Raw genomic sequence first — 18,766 nt, forward strand, 5'->3', positions numbered from 1 at the left:
GGTGTGGGCTGGCTTTTGCATGCCCAAAACGCTGCGGAAGTTCCACATACTGGATTCGTTTTTGCTGTTGAGAGTAAAAAAGGATGTGCCACAAAACTTACGTTTTGCGACACATCCTTTTATACCTATTTATCGGGCGGCCACATCCTGGAAGGTCTGGGCGGTTCGGAACAGGTACACCAGTTTGAGGATTCCGATGACCAAAAGGGCAATGATAGCTGCCAAAAACACCAAAGCGCCAATGACGATGACCGTGAAGATCACACCCACAATCATGGCAATGGTGGCGATGAGCATCCACTTCCACAGCTTTCTCCACTGGTCGCTGAGCTCGTTGTCCAACCCGGCCAGCACGTCGGCGTGGGCGTTAAACTCATTGTAGCAGCTAAAGAAGGAGAGGATAGCACTGCACAGGGAAACCGTCAGAGCCAAGGCCTCATTGCTGATGAAGATGGCCCCTCCATCCAGAAGCGCGGTAATCAAAATCAAGATGCCCGCCCAGCGATACCCCTCTGCCCTGGAGGCAATGCGCAGCAGCACCACACCGTACACCACACCACAGGCAAAGTCCAACAGGTATCCCACCACCTGGATGCTGGGCATCCACTGGACGATGACGCTGGCAATGTTGGCAGGGATAAAGAGCCAGAACAACACCCAAATCCACTTGGCCAGGAAGCTTCCCCGCTCCCGGAGTTCCTGCTGATACTCCAATTCCGCCTTCTTTTGGGCCAGGCGGTACTGAGGTGCGGTGTCTCTCCCCCGATACATGCCGCATTGGGTGTTGTAGGTGCAGCTGTCACAGGTCTTGTGCCCCTTCTGGCGACAGCATAGGGCCAGCTTGCACTCCCGGCTGGCCTCCTCCAGGCAGCCCCGGCAGCTGGTCTCCGCCCGATAGCCGCAGGTTTGGCAGCTCTTTCCACAATAGGTCTCGCTCATGGCTCTCCCTCCTTTGTTCAGGTTGACCATATTGTACCATGAAGAGCGAAAACAAACAAGCCCCGCCCGGTGCGTTATACACCAGACGGGGCTTTGCGTTACTTGGCGTTTCCGATTAGCAGATACCCTGCCACAGCATGGCGTCAGCAACCTTCAGGAATCCGGCAATGTTGGCACCGGCCTGGATGTCGCCCTTCATGCCGTACTTCTCGGCGGCGTCGGCGCAGGCCTTGTAAATGCCCTCCATGATACCCTTGAGCTTGCTGTCCACTTCCTCGAAGGTCCAGCTGATGCGGCCGGAGTTCTGGCTCATCTCCAGACCGGAGGTGGCCACGCCGCCAGCGTTGGAGGCCTTGGCGGGGGAGAACATCAGGCCAGCGCCCTTGATGGCGGAAATGGCCTCGGGGGTGCAGGGCATGTTAGCGCCCTCAAACACACCGATGCAGCCGTTGGCGATGAGGGCCTTGGCGGCCTCCTCGTCCAGCTCGTTCTGGGTGGCGCAGGGCAGAGCGATGTCGCAGGGCACGGTCCAGATGCCGGAGCAGCCCTCCACGTACTTGGCGGTGGGGACGTAGTCCAGGTAGGTCTTGATGCGGGCGCGCTTGACCTCCTTGATCTCCTGGATGACCTTATAATCAATGCCGTTCTCGTCTACAATGTAACCATTGGAGTCGGACATGGCGATGACCTTGCCGCCCAGAGTGGTGCACTTCTGGTTGGCGTAGATGGCCACGTTGCCGGAGCCGGAGATCACCACCCGCTTGCCCTCGAAGGACTGGCCGTTGTCGTGGAGCTGGGCGTCGGCGAAGTAGCACAGACCGAAGCCGGTGGCCTCGGTACGGGCCAGAGAGCCGCCGTAGGACAGGCTCTTGCCGGTGAGCACGCCGGTCCACTCGTTGCGCAGCTTCTTGTACTGGCCGAAGAGATAGCCGATCTCACGGGCGCCCACGCCGATGTCGCCGGCGGGCACGTCGGTGTCGGGGCCGATGTGGCGGTACAGCTCATTCATAAAGGACTGGCAGAAACGCATGATCTCCCCGTCGCTCTTGCCCTTGGGGTCGAAGTCAGAGCCGCCCTTGCCGCCGCCCATGGGCAGAGTGGTCAGAGCATTCTTGAAGACCTGCTCAAAGCCCAGGAACTTGATGACAGACAGGTTGACGGTGGGGTGCAGACGCAGACCGCCCTTGTAGGGGCCAATGGCGGAGTTGAACTGGACACGGTAGCCGCGGTTGACCTGCACCACGCCGTTGTCGTCCACCCAGGGCACCCGGAAGAGAATGGCCCGCTCAGGCTCCACCATACGGCCCACAATGTTCTGCTGCTCGTAGCGGGGATCGGCCTCCACCACGGGCTCCAGAGACTCCAAAACTTCCTCCACAGCCTGGAGGAACTCCTTCTCATGACCGTTGCGGGCCTTCAGGCCCTCCATGACGGACTTCAGATATGCGTTATTCAGAGACATCTTTGCCAACATCCTTTCTATTTTGAAAGTGTGTAATTTAGCTTGCTACTGTATTGTACACCCCAACCGTCATTTTTGCAATACCTAATGTTCAAACTTGCACAAAAGAAGGAAATATCGTTGACACAGCCAAAAAATGAAGCAATTGTTGCACAGTTTTTCCAAGGTCATGACGGATTTTCACCATTTTTTGGCATTTTAGCCAGCAATTCTTGACGGAGCGGTCCAGGAAGATTATACTACTGTATTGAACATTATACTGGGGAGGTATTGCATGGCTGCCAGATATCTGCGCGTTCCCATTCAAGGGGACCTGGTGGGCCTGGAGGTCAACACCATATTGCGGCGGCACCTGCACCTGTCTGGGACGGTGCTGCGGCGCATCAAATGGCTCTCCGACGGCATCACGGTGGACGGCCAGCGGGTCACTGTGCGATACCGGGTCCAGGCGGGGGAAGTGCTGGCAGTGCGCCTGACCGACCAGGCCCCCACTTCCGGCACCGTGCCCACCCCTGGGCCTCTGGACCTTATTTGGGAGGATGAGGACGTAGTGGTGGTCAACAAGCCCCCCGGCCTGCTGGTACACCCCAGCCACGGCCATTTTGCCGACACCCTGGGCAACTTTCTCATGTACCACTACCAGCAAACCGGGCAGGACTGCGACTTCCACCCCGTCCATCGGCTGGACAAGGGCACTTCGGGGCTGTTGGTGGTGGCTAAGCACCCCCACGCCCAAGAGCAATTAAAGCAGCAGCTCCACACCGAGGCCTTCCGCCGGGTCTATCTGGCCATCTGCGACGGCCAGCCCCCCGCCCCCTCGGGCACGGTGGACGCCCCCATCGGTCTGGCCCCAGATTCCCGGGCCCGGGCGGTGTGTCCGGACGGCCAGAGCGCCCGCACCCACTACCGGGTGTTACAATCTTGGGAGGGCAGGAGCCTGGTGGAGCTACAACTGGACACCGGGCGCACCCACCAGATTCGGGTGCATATGGCACACCTGGGCTGTCCCCTCACCGGGGATTTTCTCTATGGTACCGAGCAGCCGGAGAAGATTGCCCGGCCCGCCCTCCACTCCCATCAGCTCAGCTTCACCCATCCCATCACAGGAGAGCACCTGGCCTTCACTCAGCCCCTGCCGGAGGACATGGCCGCCCTGCTCCCAAACACACAAGAGGTATTTTTATGAAACGACCCACCTTAAAAATTTCCTACAACGCCCCGGTCACCATCACCTTTGCCCTGCTGTCCCTGATTGCGCTGATTCTCAACGGGGTCACCGACGGCTGGACCAATGCCCATCTCTTTTCCGTCTACCACTGCTCCCTGGCTGATCCTCTGGCCTGGGTGCGGTTCTTCGGCCACGTGCTGGGTCACAGCGGCTACGCCCACTACATCGGCAATATGGTGCTCATTCTGGTGCTGGGCCCCAACCTGGAAGACCGATTTGGCAGCTGGAATGTGCTGTGCGCCGTCCTGGTCACGGCGGTGATTTCCGGGCTGGTACAGTTCTTCTTCTTCCCCGGCACCGCCCTGCTGGGTGCCTCGGGCATCGTGTTTATGATGATCCTCCTCTCCTCCTTCGGCGGGGTGCGCAACGGCACCATCCCCACCACCCTCATTTTGGTGGCGGTGTTCTACCTGGGGGACGAGATCTGGAACGGCATTTTTGTCCAGGACAACATCTCCCAACTGACCCACATCATCGGCGGCCTGTGCGGCACCGTATTTGGATTTGCCCTGTCCAGCGGCAAGAAGCGATAACAAAAGGAGGTTTCTATGCTCAAGCTAACCAACATCCGCAAAACCTACACCGTAGGCGACCTGTCTGTGGACGCCCTGCGGGGGGTGAGTCTGGAGTTTCGGGACAATGAATTCGTCTCCATCCTCGGCCCCTCCGGCTGCGGCAAGACCACCACGCTGAACATCATCGGCGGGCTGGACCGGTACACCAGCGGCGACCTCATCATCAATGGCCGCTCCACCAAGGAGTACACGGACAGCGACTGGGACACCTACCGCAACCACTCCGTGGGCTTTGTCTTCCAAAGCTACAACCTGATCCCCCACCAGACCATCCTGGCCAACGTGGAACTGGCCCTCACCCTGTCCGGGGTGTCCAAGGCCGAGCGGCACCGCCGGGCCAAGGAGGCCCTGGAGCAGGTGGGACTCACCGACCACATGCACAAGCGGCCCAACCAGCTCTCCGGCGGCCAGATGCAGCGAGTGGCCATTGCCCGTGCCCTCATCAACAACCCGGACATTCTCCTGGCTGACGAGCCCACCGGCGCTCTGGACAGTGAGACCTCGGTACAGGTGATGGACCTGCTGCGGGAGGTGGCCAAGGACCGCCTGGTCATCATGGTCACCCACAACCCGGAGCTGGCCCAGGCCTACTCCACCCGAATCATCCAGCTGAAAGACGGCGAGGTCATCGCCGATTCCAACCCCTATGAGAGCCAGGAGGACGCCCCCGCCCTCACCGGCAAGGAGGCCAAGGCGGGGAAAAAGACCTCCATGTCCTTCCCCACTGCCCTGTCCCTGTCCCTCAACAACCTGATGACCAAGAAGGGGCGCACCTTCCTCACCGCCTTTGCCGGGTCCATCGGCATCATCGGCATCGCCCTCATCCTCTCCCTGTCCTCGGGCATCAACACCTATATCACCAAGGTGCAGCAGGACACCCTCACCAGCTACCCCATCACCATTGAGGCGGAAAGCGTGGATATGACTTCCATGCTCACCTCCCTGATGGGGGTCAGCGACGAGGAGGACAGCGGCGCGCCCCGGGAAGAGGATCGGGTGTACGTGTCCAATGTCATGTACGACATGATGGACTCCATGATGAACGCCGAGACCGTCACCAACAACCTGAAGGCCTTCAAGGAGTATCTGGAGGAAGGGGGCGGCGGCATCACCGACCTGGCCCAGGTGTACTATGGCTATGATTTCAAGTTTGACATCTACAACAAAGACCCCGACGGCAAAGTGGTGAAAAGCGATGTCATGTCCGCCATGGAGACCGCCATGGGCTCTCTGTACGGCGGCGACTACACCGACTACTTCAACTCCATGGGCTCCATGTATGAGAGCTTCGACGTGTGGCAGGAGCTGCTGCCCGGTGAGGACGGCCAGCTGGTCTCCTCCCAGGTGCTGGACCAATACGAGCTGCTCTACGGCCACTGGCCCGAGGAGTACAACCAGGTCATCCTCTTTGTGGACGACAACAACCAGGTCTCCGACCTGATGCTCTACGCCCTGGGCCTGGTGTCCGTGGACGAGATGAACGAGACCCTGGCCGCCCTCCAGGCCGGCGAAGAGGTGGAGGTGGAGGACCAGAGCTGGAGCTACGAGGAGCTGTGCCAGACCCAGTTCAAGCTGCTGCTGCCCTACGAGCGCTACCAGTACGACGCCAACACCAACACCTACACCGACCTGTCCGCCACCCAGACCGGGCTGGAGATGCTCTACAACAGCAATCAGACCGGAATTACGCTGCAAGTGGTGGGCGTGGCCCGCTCCGGCAGCAACGGCGGCATGATGTCCGGCTCTCTGGGCTACACCAACGCCCTGACCCAGTACGCCATTGATCACACCGCCGACTCCCAGCTGGTGAAAGATCAGCTGGCCAACCCCGACACCGACGTCATCACCAACCTGCCCTTCCGCCAGGAGGGAGACACCGAGCCCACCGACCAGGAGAAAGCCCAGGCCATTGGGGAGTACCTGCTCACCCTGGACGCCCAGTCCCAGGCGGAGGCCTACGTGGACGGCATGAGCCAGCCCAGCCAGCAGTATGTGGACGATACCGTAGACGCCCAGATGGCCAACATCACCCGGGAGGACATCGAGAAGATGATCTCCCAGGAGTACGCCGCCCAGATGGGGGTGGACGCCGCCACCCTGGACGAGTATATCGCAGGCATGAGCGACGAGGAGCTGTTTGCCCAGGTGGAGGAGGCCATGGCCGCCCAGATCAAGGAGCAGTACGCCGCAGCGGCGAAAGAGCAGCTCTCTGCCCTTCCCGCCGCCCAGCTGTCGGCCATGCTGGCCCAGGCGGTGGAGCAGGGGCCCAGTGACCAGGGACTGAGCCTGGAGCAGTTTGTCTACTTGTACGACAACTATATGCCCCCCACCCACTCCGACTCCACCTACCAGGACAATCTGGACTTGATGGGCTATATTGACCTGGAGTCCCCCTCCTCCATCAGTCTCTACGCCGATACCTTTAAGGAGAAGGACAAGATCGCCGACCTCATCACCGCCTACAACCAGCAGGTGGCCGAGGAGGACCAGATCAGCTACACCGACTATGTGGCCCTGCTCATGAGCTCCATCACCGACATCATCAGCGGGGTGAGCTATCTGCTCATCGGCTTTGTGTCCATCTCTCTGGTGGTGTCCTCCATCATGATCGGCATCATCACCTATATCTCGGTGCTGGAGCGCACCAAGGAGATCGGCATTCTCCGGGCCGTGGGCGCCTCCAAAAAGGATGTGTCCCGGGTGTTCAACGCCGAGACCCTCATTGTGGGTCTGGGTGCCGGTGTGCTGGGCATTGTGGTGACGCTGCTGCTGAACATCCCCATCAACGCCGCCATCCACGCCGTCACTGGGCTCACCGAGCTCTCCGCCGCTCTGCCCCCGGTGGGTGGGGCCATCCTGGTGGCCATCAGCGCCATCCTCACCATCCTGGCCGGACTCATTCCCGCCCGTCTGGCCGCCAAGAAGGACCCGGTGGAAGCGCTGAGAAGCGAATAAACCGCCACAAGAAAAGCCGCAGAAACGACATATTTCTGCGGCTTTTTTCGTTATATTCCCTCTTTGAGGACGCCGTGATCTCGCAAGACCTTTTCGATCACTGTCCCCTTCACCGCCTTGAGCAGCGGCTTTTTCAGCAGGTTCACGGGGCCGGGCAGCTCCACCTCCAGAGGAGACTTGCCGTCCATCAGGCGCACCGAGCTCTCCAGCAGCTCCCGCACATCGTACACGCTGCCCCATACTTCGGGCACGCCACGGTCCACACCCAACAGGCCGTACACGGCCTCCATGGCGGTGCGCACGGAATACTCGGTGGTAAACACCGTGTCCCGAGGGGTCTCTGCAAACTGGCCCAAGAAGGCGAAGTTGACACAGCCGTCGGGGATGACGTCGGGGCGGTCGCCCTTGGCCCGAGGCATGAAGAAGGCGGTGATATAGGGCATCATGGTGGGCACGCACACGGCGCTGTTGCGGGCCAGATCTTCAATCTGCTCCACCGGCACCCCCAGGTGGTACAGCCACTCCTGGGTGATCTCCTGTCCGGTACACTCCTTCATGGGCTTTTTCACGTAGTCGCCGGGCACGTCGGTGAACAGGCCGTACACCCAAACGCACACCTTCTCCGGCTCCTGCTCCCGGAACTGGCCCTGACGGTTGATGGTCCAGCTCAGCAGCCACTTGGAGTCCTGGCAGCTGACGATACCGCCGGTGACCACATTGCCGGTCCGGGGGTCCCGCTTGCAGATGTTGGTGATATAGGGGAGAATCTTGTCATCCAAAGTGGTGATGGTGGCGGACTCCCAATTGGTCTTGGACACGTCAGAGCAGAACTTCTCCGGGCGGCCAAAGGCGGGGTCCTGTCGGGCGATGTTCTTCCACAGGTTCCAGCAGCCGCTGGTGCGCACCAGGGCGTCCCCATTGGGGGCGTGGTCCTGGTCGCCGTAGATGGTGCCCTCGGTACAGGAGCCGTTGGTGACAAACACCAGATCCTGCTCGGTGAGCACAATGCCCTTCTCCACCCCCTTGACCTTGCACTCGATGGCGGTGGCCACCTTGCGGCCCTGCTTGATGTCAAAGAGCACATTGGTCACTTCGGTGCCGAACTGGAAGTCCACCCCGGCATCCTCCAGATACTTCTGCATGGGGAGAATGAGGGATTCGTACTGGTTGTAGCGGGTAAACTTCAAGGCGCTGAAATCGGGCAGGCCCGCAATGTGGTGGATGAACCGCTGGAAATACAGCTTCATCTCCAAGGCGCTGTGCCAGTTTTCAAAGGCGAACATGGTGCGCCAATACAGCCAGAAGGTGGACTCAAACACCTCGTCGTCAAACACATCCTCGATGGTCTTGTCGTACAAGTCCTCGTCGGGGGTCAAAAACAGCTTGACGATCTCCATGCATCCCTCCTGGCTGAGCCGGAACTGCCCATCGGTGTGGGCATCCTGGCCCCGGTTGACGGTGGCACGGCACAGAGAGTAGTTGGGGTCGTGCTTATTGAGCCAGTAAAACTCGTCCAGCACCGAGGCACCGGGCTTCTCCAGAGAGGGAATGGAGCGGAACAGGTCCCACAGGCACTCAAAGTGGTCCTCCATCTCCCGGCCGCCCCGCATGACATAGCCACGGCTGGGGTCAAAGATGCCGTCGCAGGCGCCTCCCGCCACGTCCATGGCCTCCAGGATGTGGATGTGGTTCCCCTTCATCTGGCCGTCTCGCACCAGGAAACAGGCCGCCGCCAGGCTGGCCAGACCGCTGCCCACCAGATAGGCGTGCTTCTCGTCCACGCCCTGGGGCTTTTCCGGGCGGGCAAAGGCCTCATAGTTGCCCTTGGTATAGTAAATGCCCTTGCTGTTTTTCTTCTGCTTTCCCAGCTCGGTGTTCCGGTACTCCTGCTGGGCCTGGAGCTGGCCCTGCTTGGCCGCCTGCTTTTTCTTGGTGAAAAACACCGCCGCACCTGTGCCAGCCAGTCCAGCTGCGGCAGCGGTGAGGGCTGCAATTTGCTTTCGATCCATAGAGGATAACCACCTTTCTATCATTACCGCTTTTACGGCAGGTCTGCTTGATGGTGTTATCCTACCCCCGTACCCAAGAAAAAACCATAAACAGATGGGGGCGAATGATAAAAATTTTATCATTCGCCCTCATCTGTAAAGTTAATTATCTCCCCTGTGTGGGTCTGCAAAATTGGCGATGGAGTGGGCCACATTCCCCTGCACCGTGAGGCTAATCCGATGGGCCAAGGTGTGGTAGTCCTCCCCCATGCCCTTCTGAATCCAGTCCAGCATAATCCCCACAAAGCTATACTTGTAGAAATCCGCGATAAACGTCTTATCCTCTTCGGAAATCCCCAGTCCCTGGCTTTTTTCATCCACCACACCCCGAATCAGGCCATAGGTGAGCTGGAACAGGTAGCGCTCCATGCGCTCCCGGCTGATGCAGCGGTAGGCGTTGAGCACAAAGGGTCGGTTCTCCAACACCGCTTCAAAGATCTGGGTCAGCCCCTCCTGCCAGGTGTCGTAGGTCTTTTTCCCCTGTAGGGCCCGGGTGGCGTCCTCCACACAGGTCCACTCCACCAGGTCGTAGATGTCTTTAAAGTGGTAGTAAAACGCCATACGGCTCATGCCGCAGTCGCTGGTCAAGTCCTGTATCGTGATTTTATCCAACGGCTTTTTCAGCATCCACCGCTTTAGGGATGCCGACAGCGTCTGTTTGGTTGCATTCATGGAACTTCCCCCTTCTGCGCGTTCTCATAAAGACATACCGCCTGTGTCCGTGGGGACACAGGCGGTATGATGTCTCACATGGTAGGGCAGGCGTCCTTCCACTTACTCGTGGTCGTGATCGCAACCGCAGTCACAGCCGCAGCCGCACTCGTCGTCCTCGCCCTCAAAGTCCAGAGCGAACTTCTGGCCACACTTGGGGCAGTCGATGACGCCGGCCTCCAGCACTTCGTCGTCAATCACCAGGCTCTCCCCGCAGTTGGGGCAGTCCACCTCGAAGAAGTCCTCGTCGTCCAGATCGTCGTCGCAGCCCAAATCGTGAGCGCAGCAGCAATCGTCCTCGTCGTCCTCGCCCACAATGGCCTCCACGTCGGCCAGGTCGTCAGAAATGGCGTCGATCTCCTCACCAAACTCGTCCAGGGTAGCGTCCACGGTGTCCAGCTGATCGCCGACCTCACGCAGGACGTCCAGCACCTCGGCCAACACCTTGGCCTCGCCGCTCTCGGACTTGTCCAGGCCCATGCCGTCAAACATGCCCTGGATATACGCAACCTTCTCAGAAATGGTCATGATGATATCTCCTTCCAGAGTGCAAATTGAATGGGTTGGAATGAAGTGGGGCAATTAGCCCTTGCAGCGCTCCATATACTCGCCAGTGCGGGTAGCCCCAGCAAACCACGGTTTGCCGGGGACCCCGTGATTTCAAATCCTCGGGCGAAGTCAATTCGCCCTGCGGCAAGATTTTGGGCTTGGCCCAAAATGCTTGTACGCACTACGTGCGCCCCGCTTTGCGGGGTAATCGATACCCGCAAGGAAATCTCGGCGTGTTTGAATTACTTTACAGCTAATTAGCCCTTGCAGCGCTCCATATACTCGCCAGTGCGGGTATCGATGCGGATGCGGTCGCCAGCGTTGATGAACAGGGGCACCTTGATCTCAGCGCCGGTCTCCAGGGTGGCGGGCTTGGTGACGTTGGTGGCGGTGTCGCCCTTGATGCCGGGCTCGGTCTCAGTGACCTCCAGGTCCACAAAGTTGGGGGGCTCCACGCCGAACACGCTGCCCTTGTAGGACATGATCTTGCAGGACATGTTCTCCTTGACGAACTTGAAGTTGTCGCCCAGGACGCTCTTGTTCACGGGGAGCATGTCGTAGGTCTCCATGTCCATGAAGTAGTACAGATCGCCATCGTTGTAGCTGTACTCCATCTCCTTGCGGTCCACGAAAGCCTGCTCGAACTTAGCAGTGGGGTTGAAAGAAGTCTCGGTGACAGCACCGGTGATGACGTTCTTCATCTTGGTACGCACGAAAGCGGCGCCCTTACCGGGCTTGACGTGCTGGAACTCGACAACCTGCATCACCTTTCCGTCCATCTCAAAGGTCACGCCGTTGCGGAAATCACCTGCGGTAATCATTGCCATTGGTCTCGTCCTCCAATATAAAAGTTTGGGAATCCAAAGTATAATTCACTGTATTATACCCTATCTCCCCTTTTTTTGCAAGGGGGTCACCCACAATTCTCACAGAGAAATGGGAAAACTCTCGGGTGGGTCTGATTTGCTTACAGAATGATCAAATCCTTGGGGGAAGCGGTGATGTCCACGCAGCCCTCGTCGGTCAGCCACAGCACATCCTCAATGCGTACGCCGAACTTGCCGGGCAGGTAGATGCCGGGCTCGGCGGACAGGGTGGCCCCAGAGGGAATGGTCTGGGTCCAGAAGGGAGAGAAGCGGGGATTCTCGTGGATTTCAATGCCCAGGGAGTGGCCGAAGCCATGTCCGAAGTATTCCCCGTATCCGGCGTCGGCAATCACCTTGGCGGCGGTGTTGTGCACCACATCACCGGTGACGCCGCCGTGGGCGGCGGCAATGCCAGCCAGCTGGGCCTTCAGAACGGTGTCATACACCAGGCGCATCTCGTCGGTGGGCTCGCCCACGGCCACGGTACGGGTCATGTCGGAGCAGTAGCCACCCACCACACAGCCGAAGTCCATGGTGACAAACTGGCCCTTCTCGATGACCGACAGGCCGGGCACGGCGTGGGGCTTGGAGCCGTTGGCACCGCTGGCCACGATGGGGTCGAAGGAGTTGCGCTGGGCGCCCTTGCTGGCCATGATGTAGGTCAGGCGGGCGGCGATTTCGCTCTCGGTGACGCCGGGCTTCACATAGTTCAAAATCTCGGTAAAGGCCTCGTCGGTGATGCGCTGGGCCTCCCGCATGACGGCCAGCTCCTCCTCGTCCTTGACCATACGCAGACGGGTCAGGAGGTCAGAGGCGGGCACCAGCTCCACCCCGGGCAGGGCCTCCTGCCACAGCTTGTACTGGTGTACGTTCATGCCCTCGTCCTCAAAGCCCAGCTTCTTCACGTTGTGGGTGGCCACCAGGTACATCACCAGCTGACGGTAGCTCTGGCCGGAGCGCAGCACGTCCACGTGGGCCCCGGTGATCTCCTGATTGGCGGCCTCAATGTACCGGGAATCGGTGTAGTACCAGCACTCCTGGGGAGTGATGAAGGCCACGCCCTCCCCGTGGAAGCCCATGGCATAGAACTCGCCGGGCTCAGAAGTCACCAGCATGGCGTCCAGGCCCAGGTTATGCAGTTCCTTGGCAATATTCTTGATGTGATTCATGAACAATACACTCCTTTGCAGAATATATGGAATGATCAGGTCTTAACTCTATCTAAAATCTAGGGCAAAGCGCCCGCATTCTCCCTCAGTCAGCTTGCGCTGACAGCTCCCTCCCGGAGGGAGCCGTGATTCAGAGATAACTCTGATAAATGCGTTTCATGGTCAAGGCGTCCTCCGCCTGGGTGCCCGCACTCTCGCAGATGAAGGTGGGGCTCCACCCCCGCTCTGCCACGGCCTGGGCCAGGGGCTCCCAGGCGGGGCCATAGCCGCCGTTGTCGTCAAAGGTGCGGTGACACTTCTCGCCCCCGTTGGGGGTAAATTCAATGTGGGAGAAATGGCTGTGGAAGCGGCTGGCCCGGTCTGTGCCCAGCTCGGACTCCATGCGGGAGAGCATCCGCTCCACCGCCTCCGCCCCCTCGTCCTTGCCCAGAGAGCGGGCGTACAGATGGCCGAAGTCCACACAGGGGATGAGGCTCTCGTGGACCTGGCACAGGCGCAGCACCTCGTCCAGGTCGCCCAATTGGTTGATCTTGCCCATGGTCTCCGGGCACAGGGTGATGTGTCCAAAGCCCTGGTCCTCACACACTGCCACAATTCTCCTTAGAAACGGCAAGGCGATGTTCATGGCCTCCTCCCGGGTGCGCTTCATGAGGGCCCCGGAGTGGATGACCACCCGGGTGGCTCCCATCTGGTCCGCCACCAGGCAGCTGGAAGTGATATAGCCGATGGTTTTCTCCTGGGACTCCGGGTCCGGGTTGGCCAGGTTAATGAAGTAGGGGGCGTGGAGGGACAGGGCCACACCGTGCTCCTGAGCTTGCCGACCCAGCGCCACGGCGGTGTCCTCCTTCACCCGCACCCCTTTGCCGCACTGGTACTCGTAGCAGTCCAGGCCCAGCTCGCCCAGCCACCGGGGGGCGTCCACCGAAGACTTGTAGGGGAAACTCTCTGCGTTGCCCGCAGGTCCGAATGTTGCACTCACAGTCTCTCACCTCCTGCGGATAGGAGCCGGAAAGGCACCTCTACGGCGTAGCGCAGATACCGCCCGGGATTGCCCGCCAGACGGATGGGCTTGACCAAAATGGTGGTCACCCCCGCCCGGTTTCCGCCCAGCACGTCGGTAAACACCTGGTCCCCCACAATGGCGGTCTCCTGGGGTGTCACCCCCATCTGCTCCATGGCCTTGAAAAAGGATGGGGTCTTGGGCTTCCCGGCGTGGCCGATGTAGGGCACCTCCAGCCCATTGGCAAAGGTGGAGGGGCGTTGGGCGTGGCGGTTGTTGGACAGCACAAAGAGGGTGACTCCGTGGGCGGCCAGATCATCCCGCCACGCCTTTAACTTCTCGTCGGGCAGGGGCACACCGTAGGGCACCAGGGTGTTGTCCAGGTCGGCCAGCAGCAGCCGAATCCCTCGGCGCTGGAGGGCTTCTCCGGTCAATTGATATATGTTGTCAGCCACGTGGCTGGCGCGAAATAAGGGCATAGCTCACCTTCTATTCTGCTCAACAAGAGCATAGGATTCCAATAGGGCGTATCTGAAAAATAAGAAATCGACGAATTTTCCACAAGCAACAGACAGATACAAGGCAAAAAACGCAGGAATCCTGGATGGATTCCGAGTATTTTTAACGCAGTAGCTGGCATTGATTGCTGGAAAAGTCAAGGATTTCGACTTTTCAGATCGCCCCTCGGACATGTTATCACAAATCCACTTCACTCACAAGGGGGAACCTACCATGACCCAAGTTCTCTTGGCGGCCCATCCCTCCGCCAACCTCTCCCATCCCCAGGCCATCCCCGCCCACATGGCCTATCGCATCGGGCCGGGCCCGAAACTTTTGGGAATGCGTCTGCCGCCCCAACTGCGGGGCGGGGTGATGCTGCTGGACTGCCGGGACCACGACGGCAGCGGCGACCCCATCCCCTGCTGTCGTCAAATCCTGTGGGAGTGCCGCCACCGGGGGTACTCCGGCATCGTCTGTGACTTTGAGGGGGCGCCTGTGGGCTGTCTGGGGCGCATTGTCCATATCTTAGACCGCAACTGTCAAGCCCAGGGGTGGACCCTGGACGTGCCGCCCCAATTCGCCCCCTTCGCCCCAGGGGGCCGGGTGCTGGTGTCCTCCGTGGTGACGGCGGGCACCCTGCGCCGACGGCTCCAGGAGGCGGTGGAGCGCCACGGGGCACCCCGCACCACCCTGGCGGTGGAGTGGGTGCGGGAGGACTTCCCCCTCCCCGCCCAGCGCCGGGGCACCCCCATCTCCCTGCAACATCTGGAGCAGCAGATGGGGCGGCTGGAACCGGCGGTGTTCTACGACCGGGGACTGTGTGCCCATTACTACACCTACATGGCCGCCGGAGGACAGGCCCACTTTGTCCTCTATGACACCTCGCAATCCATCCACGAAAAGGTGAAGCTATCCCGGGAGATGCACCTGGGGGCGGTGCTGCTGCCGGGGCCCGAGGTGGAGGGGTGCCTGGACCAGGTGCTGGCCTAGCGGACACCTTGCCTTTTCCCTGCCTTTTTTGTACAATGGTGGGGAGAGGTGATGTTTTATGTTTGATTTGTTTTTTCTCCAATGCAAAACTGAGATTTACAAATCCAGGTTCCTGAAACAGCCATGGTATGCCATCGTCCTGTTGATCCTGCTCATTGCAGCCAGCCTGGGCATGTTCGTCTCATCCTTTATCTTTCAAAATGCAGCGTGTACCCTCATCTGCTGCGGCATAATGTTGTTATTAACTTTATTCGTAGCTTATCTGGACCACCGCAGAAACAAGCAGGCCAATACCATCGCCGAACTCTATCAAGCCCAGACCATCGGTCCGCTGGAGGCCTTGCTGAAAAGCCATCCCTACCGTCTCTACCACACCGCCGGGCTGGATTGGCTCATCTCCTGCTGTGACCAGCATATCCAGCCGCCGCAGAAGCCCGCTCCCACCTCGGTGCTCCCCTACATTTTTTCCATTTTCACCCTGGCCTATGGCCTGGTGCTCAAGGAGATGACCACCGACGATGTGGTCCTCACCACGATGTCCCTTCTGGCCCTGTTTCTGGTTTGGGAGATCGCCAACCGCACCGTGGTGGCCGCCTGGGTGGACTGGTACCGCAATCCCAACAAGCTGGTGTACCAGCGGCTGAAACGGGATTTGGAATACATCCGGGTCCAGCTTCCAAACTCAAAGAACCCCCAACACCGTCCCCCCAATCAGGGACCAAGCAAGTCCCAACCCAAGGGTCCCAACAAAGGGCAAAGCAAGCCCCAATCCAAGGGAGCGAACAAAGGACAGAACAAGAACCAATCTCGTAAATAATTGGGTTCGAAATGCGAAACACCCGCCACCTGTTCCCAGGTGGCGGGTGTTTGATTCATCAATAGTACTTCTTGCGGTTCTTACGAGCGGCCTCGCTCTTCTTGCGGCGCTTGACGCTGGGGCTGTCATAGAACTCGCGCTTACGCACCTCGGCCAGCACGCCGGACTTGGCGCAGCTACGCTTGAAGCGCTTCAGAGCGTTCTCCAGAGACTCGCCCTCACGGACATGAATTTCGGACATCTATATTTCCCTCCCTCCGAGGCATCCGGCTTCATCCAGGATGCTTTAAGGGCCATTTCGTATGGCTTTAACAGTGGTATTATATGAAAAATCCAGCCCATTGTCAACTAGATTTTTATATAAAAAATTTTTTCTCTCTTCTTCCCTCTTCTACACCTCACATTTGGTCCCTCTCTGTGCCCCTTCTCTGGATTCTCTTCCCCTCTGGGTATCTTTTGGCTTCATTTCACATTTTCCCAATTTACCCCTTGGTCCCCCTGCTTTTCTTGTGTATTGCGCACACTTCCACTTCATGGTACAATTGACACACCCTTGAGAGAAAGGAAATGAGATTGATATGAAATTGCACGGAAGACAACTTGTAGCTGGCTGTATGGCCGGTGTTCTGGCCTTGGGGCTGGGCGGCACTGGCATCAGCTTTGCCCAGAGCAGAGGAATGGACTTAGCCCACATTAAAGGCTCCAACCAGGAGCTGGTGGCCATGCTGGAGCAGACCAACCCTGAGACCTATGTGGCCCACGATGACATCATCATCACTCAACCGCAGTTTGAGGAGATCGGTGCCAAGGCTGTGGAGGTCACCCAGGACAAGTCCAGCGACTACGAAAAGGTTGTTGCCATCAAAGATTGGGTCAACAAGCACATCGCCTACGACTACGACAACAGCGTCAAAGACCAAAACGCCTACACCGCCTTTATTGAAGGGGAGGGCATCTGCCAGGCCTATTCCAACCTGACCAAGGCCATGCTCTCCTATCTGGAGATCCCCTGCATCCTGGTCAACGGCGACTCCGCCTATGGCGGCCACGCCTGGAATATGGCCTATGTGGAGGATGGGTGGATTTTTGTGGACTCCACCTGGGGTGCCATCTATGACGATGTGGACACCTTCAGCAAAGACCACAAGCCCTATTTCAGTGACAGCCTGTACCAGACCGTAGGCGACTACGCCTTTACCTATCACAACGGCGTGGCGGTGTGCGACTACCTGGGCAGCGAGACCCACTGGGATATCCCCGACACCTTCTACGACGTCCCCACCACCGCCCTGGCTCCCAAGCTGTTCAATGATGAGGCCGCCGACAAGATTCAGAGCATTTCCTTCCCCGAAACCCTGAAAAACATTGACAACATCGACTACGCCTTTGACTCCTTCTCCAGCCTGACCCAGATCACGGTGGACCAGGACAACCCCTACTTCACCGCTCAGGACGGGGTACTCTATGACAACGATATCAAAGAGCTCTTGGTCTACCCTGCCGCCGCCACCCGCACCCAGTTCCAGATTCCCGACACTGTGACCACCTTGGGTGAGTGCGTGTTCCGGGAAAATGCCGCCCTCAAAGACATTCTCATTCCCCCGTCGGTGACCCTGCTGGGTAAGGACCTGTTCCACAGCAAGGACGTCACCATCTACGCCCAGGCAGGCAGTGCCGCTGCCCAATACGCCACCGCCAACGGCCTGACCCTCAAGGATATGGACCAGTTCCCCCAGACTCCCACCCCGCCGGGAGATGTGGACACCACCCTGCTGGAAAAGACCGTGGCGTATGCCCTGACCCTGTCCACCGACGGCGTCACCACCTCTGCCAAAAAGGCCTTTGAGCAGGCGCTGGCCAATGCCCAGGCGGTGCTGGCCAAGGAGAACCCCACCCAGGAGGAGGTCAACGCCGCTTGGGACGCTCTGCTGGAGGGCATTTGGGGCCTGGGCATCACCCAGGGGGATAAGAGCACCCTGGAGCAGCTCATCACCAAGGCCGAGAGCATGGTGGAAGGCAAGTATGTGCCCCAGTACTGGGGCATGCTGGAGACCGCCCTGGAGGAGGCCCATGCCATGATGGACAACGGGGACGCTCTGGACGAGGACATCCAGCCCGTGGCCGACAACCTGCTGAATGCCATTCTGGCCCAGCGGCTCAAGGCCAACAAGGAGAACCTGGAGGAACTTCTGGGCAAGGCTGAGAACATGGACCTGGAGGGCTACACCGCCGAAAGCGTGGCAGAGTTCCAGGCCGCCCTGGCTACGGTGCAAACCCTGATGGCAGACGAGACCATCAGCGTAGACGACCAGGACACCGTGGACGCCGCTGCCGCCCGCCTGGCCGCCGCCATGGAGGGCCTCACCGCTCAGCAGCCCCAGGAGAGCGAGAAGCCCGAGGCCAGCCAGACCCCCGAGGCCACCGACAAGCCTCAGGCCACCCAGAAGCCGGAGCAGGTGCCCCAGACTGGGGACGCCAGCCAGCTGACCGCTATGGTGGGCGTTCTGCTCACCAGCGCCACCGCTCTGGGCGGACTGGCCATGACCCGGAAGCGCCGCAACGGGTAATCCCATTTCGCTACACAACACCAGGCCGGGACAAGCCACCTTGTCCCGGCCTTTCAGCGTGTCGAAGTTCGACACGCTTCTCAAAAATGCCAGCATTTTTTCGAAAAGTTGCAGCCCGCTTCATGCATAATCGGGTCAAAGGGCGACCCGATTCCACACTGGCGGGCTGAGAAGTGTTTTTTCCGATGCGCATGTCCCCGGAAAAAACAGATTTTAATTTATTTTCCCGCCCCCGGGCGGGAAAACTCTACCGAGGGCTTTTTGATGATGCAAGAAAATGTATCCTTCTTGCATGCACATGAGGTTTTTTGACAGTCTGAAAGGAGACACTCACAGGTCGTGAGTGTCTCCTTTTTCATACAGAGCACCATTGCGCTCTGTTTCTTCAC

The 18,766-nt window shown here is 59.2% G+C and carries 16 protein-coding genes; 6 read left to right on the forward strand and 10 right to left on the reverse strand.

Annotation, left to right across the window (positions count from 1 at the left end; genetic code table 11):
• Nucleotides 1-129 precede the first annotated feature (129 nt).
• Both B5F98_RS02720 and gdhA read right to left on the reverse strand, forming a co-directional pair.
• Entirely contained in the window at nt 130-939 is an 810-nt protein-coding gene (locus tag B5F98_RS02720; RefSeq protein ID WP_087234117.1) for a DUF3795 domain-containing protein, read from the reverse strand.
• Between the two features lie 115 nt (nt 940-1,054).
• Nucleotides 1,055-2,401 carry an NADP-specific glutamate dehydrogenase gene (gene gdhA / locus B5F98_RS02725; protein WP_087234119.1) on the reverse strand — a complete coding sequence of 449 codons (1,347 nt, stop codon included), beginning with the start codon at nt 2,399-2,401 and terminating at the stop codon, nt 1,055-1,057.
• A 274-nt stretch (nt 2,402-2,675) separates the two neighbouring features.
• On the opposite strand from gdhA, the gene B5F98_RS02730 reads away from it, so the two are divergent.
• The 3 genes from B5F98_RS02730 to B5F98_RS02740 are packed head-to-tail and all read left to right on the forward strand — an operon-like array spanning nt 2,676 to nt 7,159.
• Entirely contained in the window at nt 2,676-3,587 is a 912-nt protein-coding gene (locus B5F98_RS02730) for an RluA family pseudouridine synthase (protein ID WP_087369510.1), read from the forward strand.
• Nucleotides 3,584-4,162 carry a rhomboid family intramembrane serine protease gene (locus tag B5F98_RS02735; protein WP_087369511.1) on the forward strand — a complete coding sequence of 193 codons (579 nt, stop codon included), beginning with the start codon at nt 3,584-3,586 and terminating at the stop codon, nt 4,160-4,162. The genes B5F98_RS02730 and B5F98_RS02735 overlap by 4 nt, the downstream gene beginning before the upstream one ends.
• Before the next feature lie 15 nt (nt 4,163-4,177).
• Nucleotides 4,178-7,159 (forward strand): ABC transporter ATP-binding protein/permease, encoded by a 2,982-nt coding sequence (locus B5F98_RS02740; protein ID WP_087369512.1) that lies wholly within the window; start codon nt 4,178-4,180, stop codon nt 7,157-7,159.
• A gap of 50 nt (nt 7,160-7,209) precedes the next feature.
• Here the strand turns inward: B5F98_RS02740 and B5F98_RS02745 are convergent, their stop codons facing one another.
• From B5F98_RS02745 to B5F98_RS02775, 7 genes are all read right to left on the reverse strand, one after another.
• Entirely contained in the window at nt 7,210-9,168 is a 1,959-nt protein-coding gene (locus B5F98_RS02745; protein ID WP_087369513.1) for an oleate hydratase, read from the reverse strand.
• Nucleotides 9,169-9,309: 141 nt separating this feature from the next.
• The gene (locus B5F98_RS02750; RefSeq protein ID WP_087234129.1) at nt 9,310-9,879 is read right to left on the reverse strand and encodes a TetR-like C-terminal domain-containing protein; all 570 of its coding nucleotides are present in this window, start codon (nt 9,877-9,879) and stop codon (nt 9,310-9,312) included.
• 102 nt (nt 9,880-9,981) lie between these two features.
• Nucleotides 9,982-10,446: a CD1247 N-terminal domain-containing protein gene (locus B5F98_RS02755; protein WP_087234131.1), complete on the reverse strand. Its 465-nt coding sequence runs from the start codon at nt 10,444-10,446 to the stop codon at nt 9,982-9,984.
• A gap of 278 nt (nt 10,447-10,724) precedes the next feature.
• Complete coding sequence (efp, locus tag B5F98_RS02760) at nt 10,725-11,288, reverse strand: elongation factor P (RefSeq protein WP_087233097.1); 564 nt, start codon at nt 11,286-11,288, stop codon at nt 10,725-10,727.
• Nucleotides 11,289-11,434: 146 nt separating this feature from the next.
• Nucleotides 11,435-12,502, reverse strand: a complete 1,068-nt coding sequence (locus B5F98_RS02765; protein ID WP_087369514.1) for a Xaa-Pro peptidase family protein — start codon at nt 12,500-12,502, stop codon at nt 11,435-11,437.
• Between the two features lie 130 nt (nt 12,503-12,632).
• Nucleotides 12,633-13,481 (reverse strand): TIM barrel protein, encoded by an 849-nt coding sequence (locus B5F98_RS02770; protein ID WP_087369515.1) that lies wholly within the window; start codon nt 13,479-13,481, stop codon nt 12,633-12,635.
• The gene (locus B5F98_RS02775) at nt 13,478-13,981 is read right to left on the reverse strand and encodes a YqeG family HAD IIIA-type phosphatase (RefSeq protein WP_087233082.1); all 504 of its coding nucleotides are present in this window, start codon (nt 13,979-13,981) and stop codon (nt 13,478-13,480) included. Before B5F98_RS02775 ends, B5F98_RS02770 begins: the two co-directional genes overlap by 4 nt.
• 253 nt (nt 13,982-14,234) lie before the next feature.
• Between B5F98_RS02775 and B5F98_RS02780 the strand changes: the two genes are divergently transcribed.
• Nucleotides 14,235-14,993, forward strand: coding sequence for a hypothetical protein (locus B5F98_RS02780; RefSeq protein ID WP_087369516.1), 759 nt, complete (start codon nt 14,235-14,237; stop codon nt 14,991-14,993).
• A gap of 58 nt (nt 14,994-15,051) precedes the next feature.
• Nucleotides 15,052-15,810: a hypothetical protein gene (locus B5F98_RS02785; protein ID WP_087369517.1), complete on the forward strand. Its 759-nt coding sequence runs from the start codon at nt 15,052-15,054 to the stop codon at nt 15,808-15,810.
• 58 nt (nt 15,811-15,868) lie between these two features.
• On the opposite strand, the gene rpsU is transcribed toward B5F98_RS02785, so the two are convergent.
• Nucleotides 15,869-16,051, reverse strand: a complete 183-nt coding sequence (gene rpsU, locus B5F98_RS02790) for a 30S ribosomal protein S21 (RefSeq protein ID WP_087233076.1) — start codon at nt 16,049-16,051, stop codon at nt 15,869-15,871.
• A 337-nt stretch (nt 16,052-16,388) separates the two neighbouring features.
• Between rpsU and B5F98_RS02795 the strand changes: the two genes are divergently transcribed.
• Nucleotides 16,389-18,377, forward strand: a complete 1,989-nt coding sequence (locus tag B5F98_RS02795; RefSeq protein ID WP_087369518.1) for a transglutaminase domain-containing protein — start codon at nt 16,389-16,391, stop codon at nt 18,375-18,377.
• Nucleotides 18,378-18,766: the final 389 nt, after the last annotated feature.

It is taken from the genome of Pseudoflavonifractor sp. An44 (assembly GCF_002161675.1).
GTDB lineage: Bacteria > Bacillota > Clostridia > Oscillospirales > Oscillospiraceae > Enterenecus > Enterenecus faecium.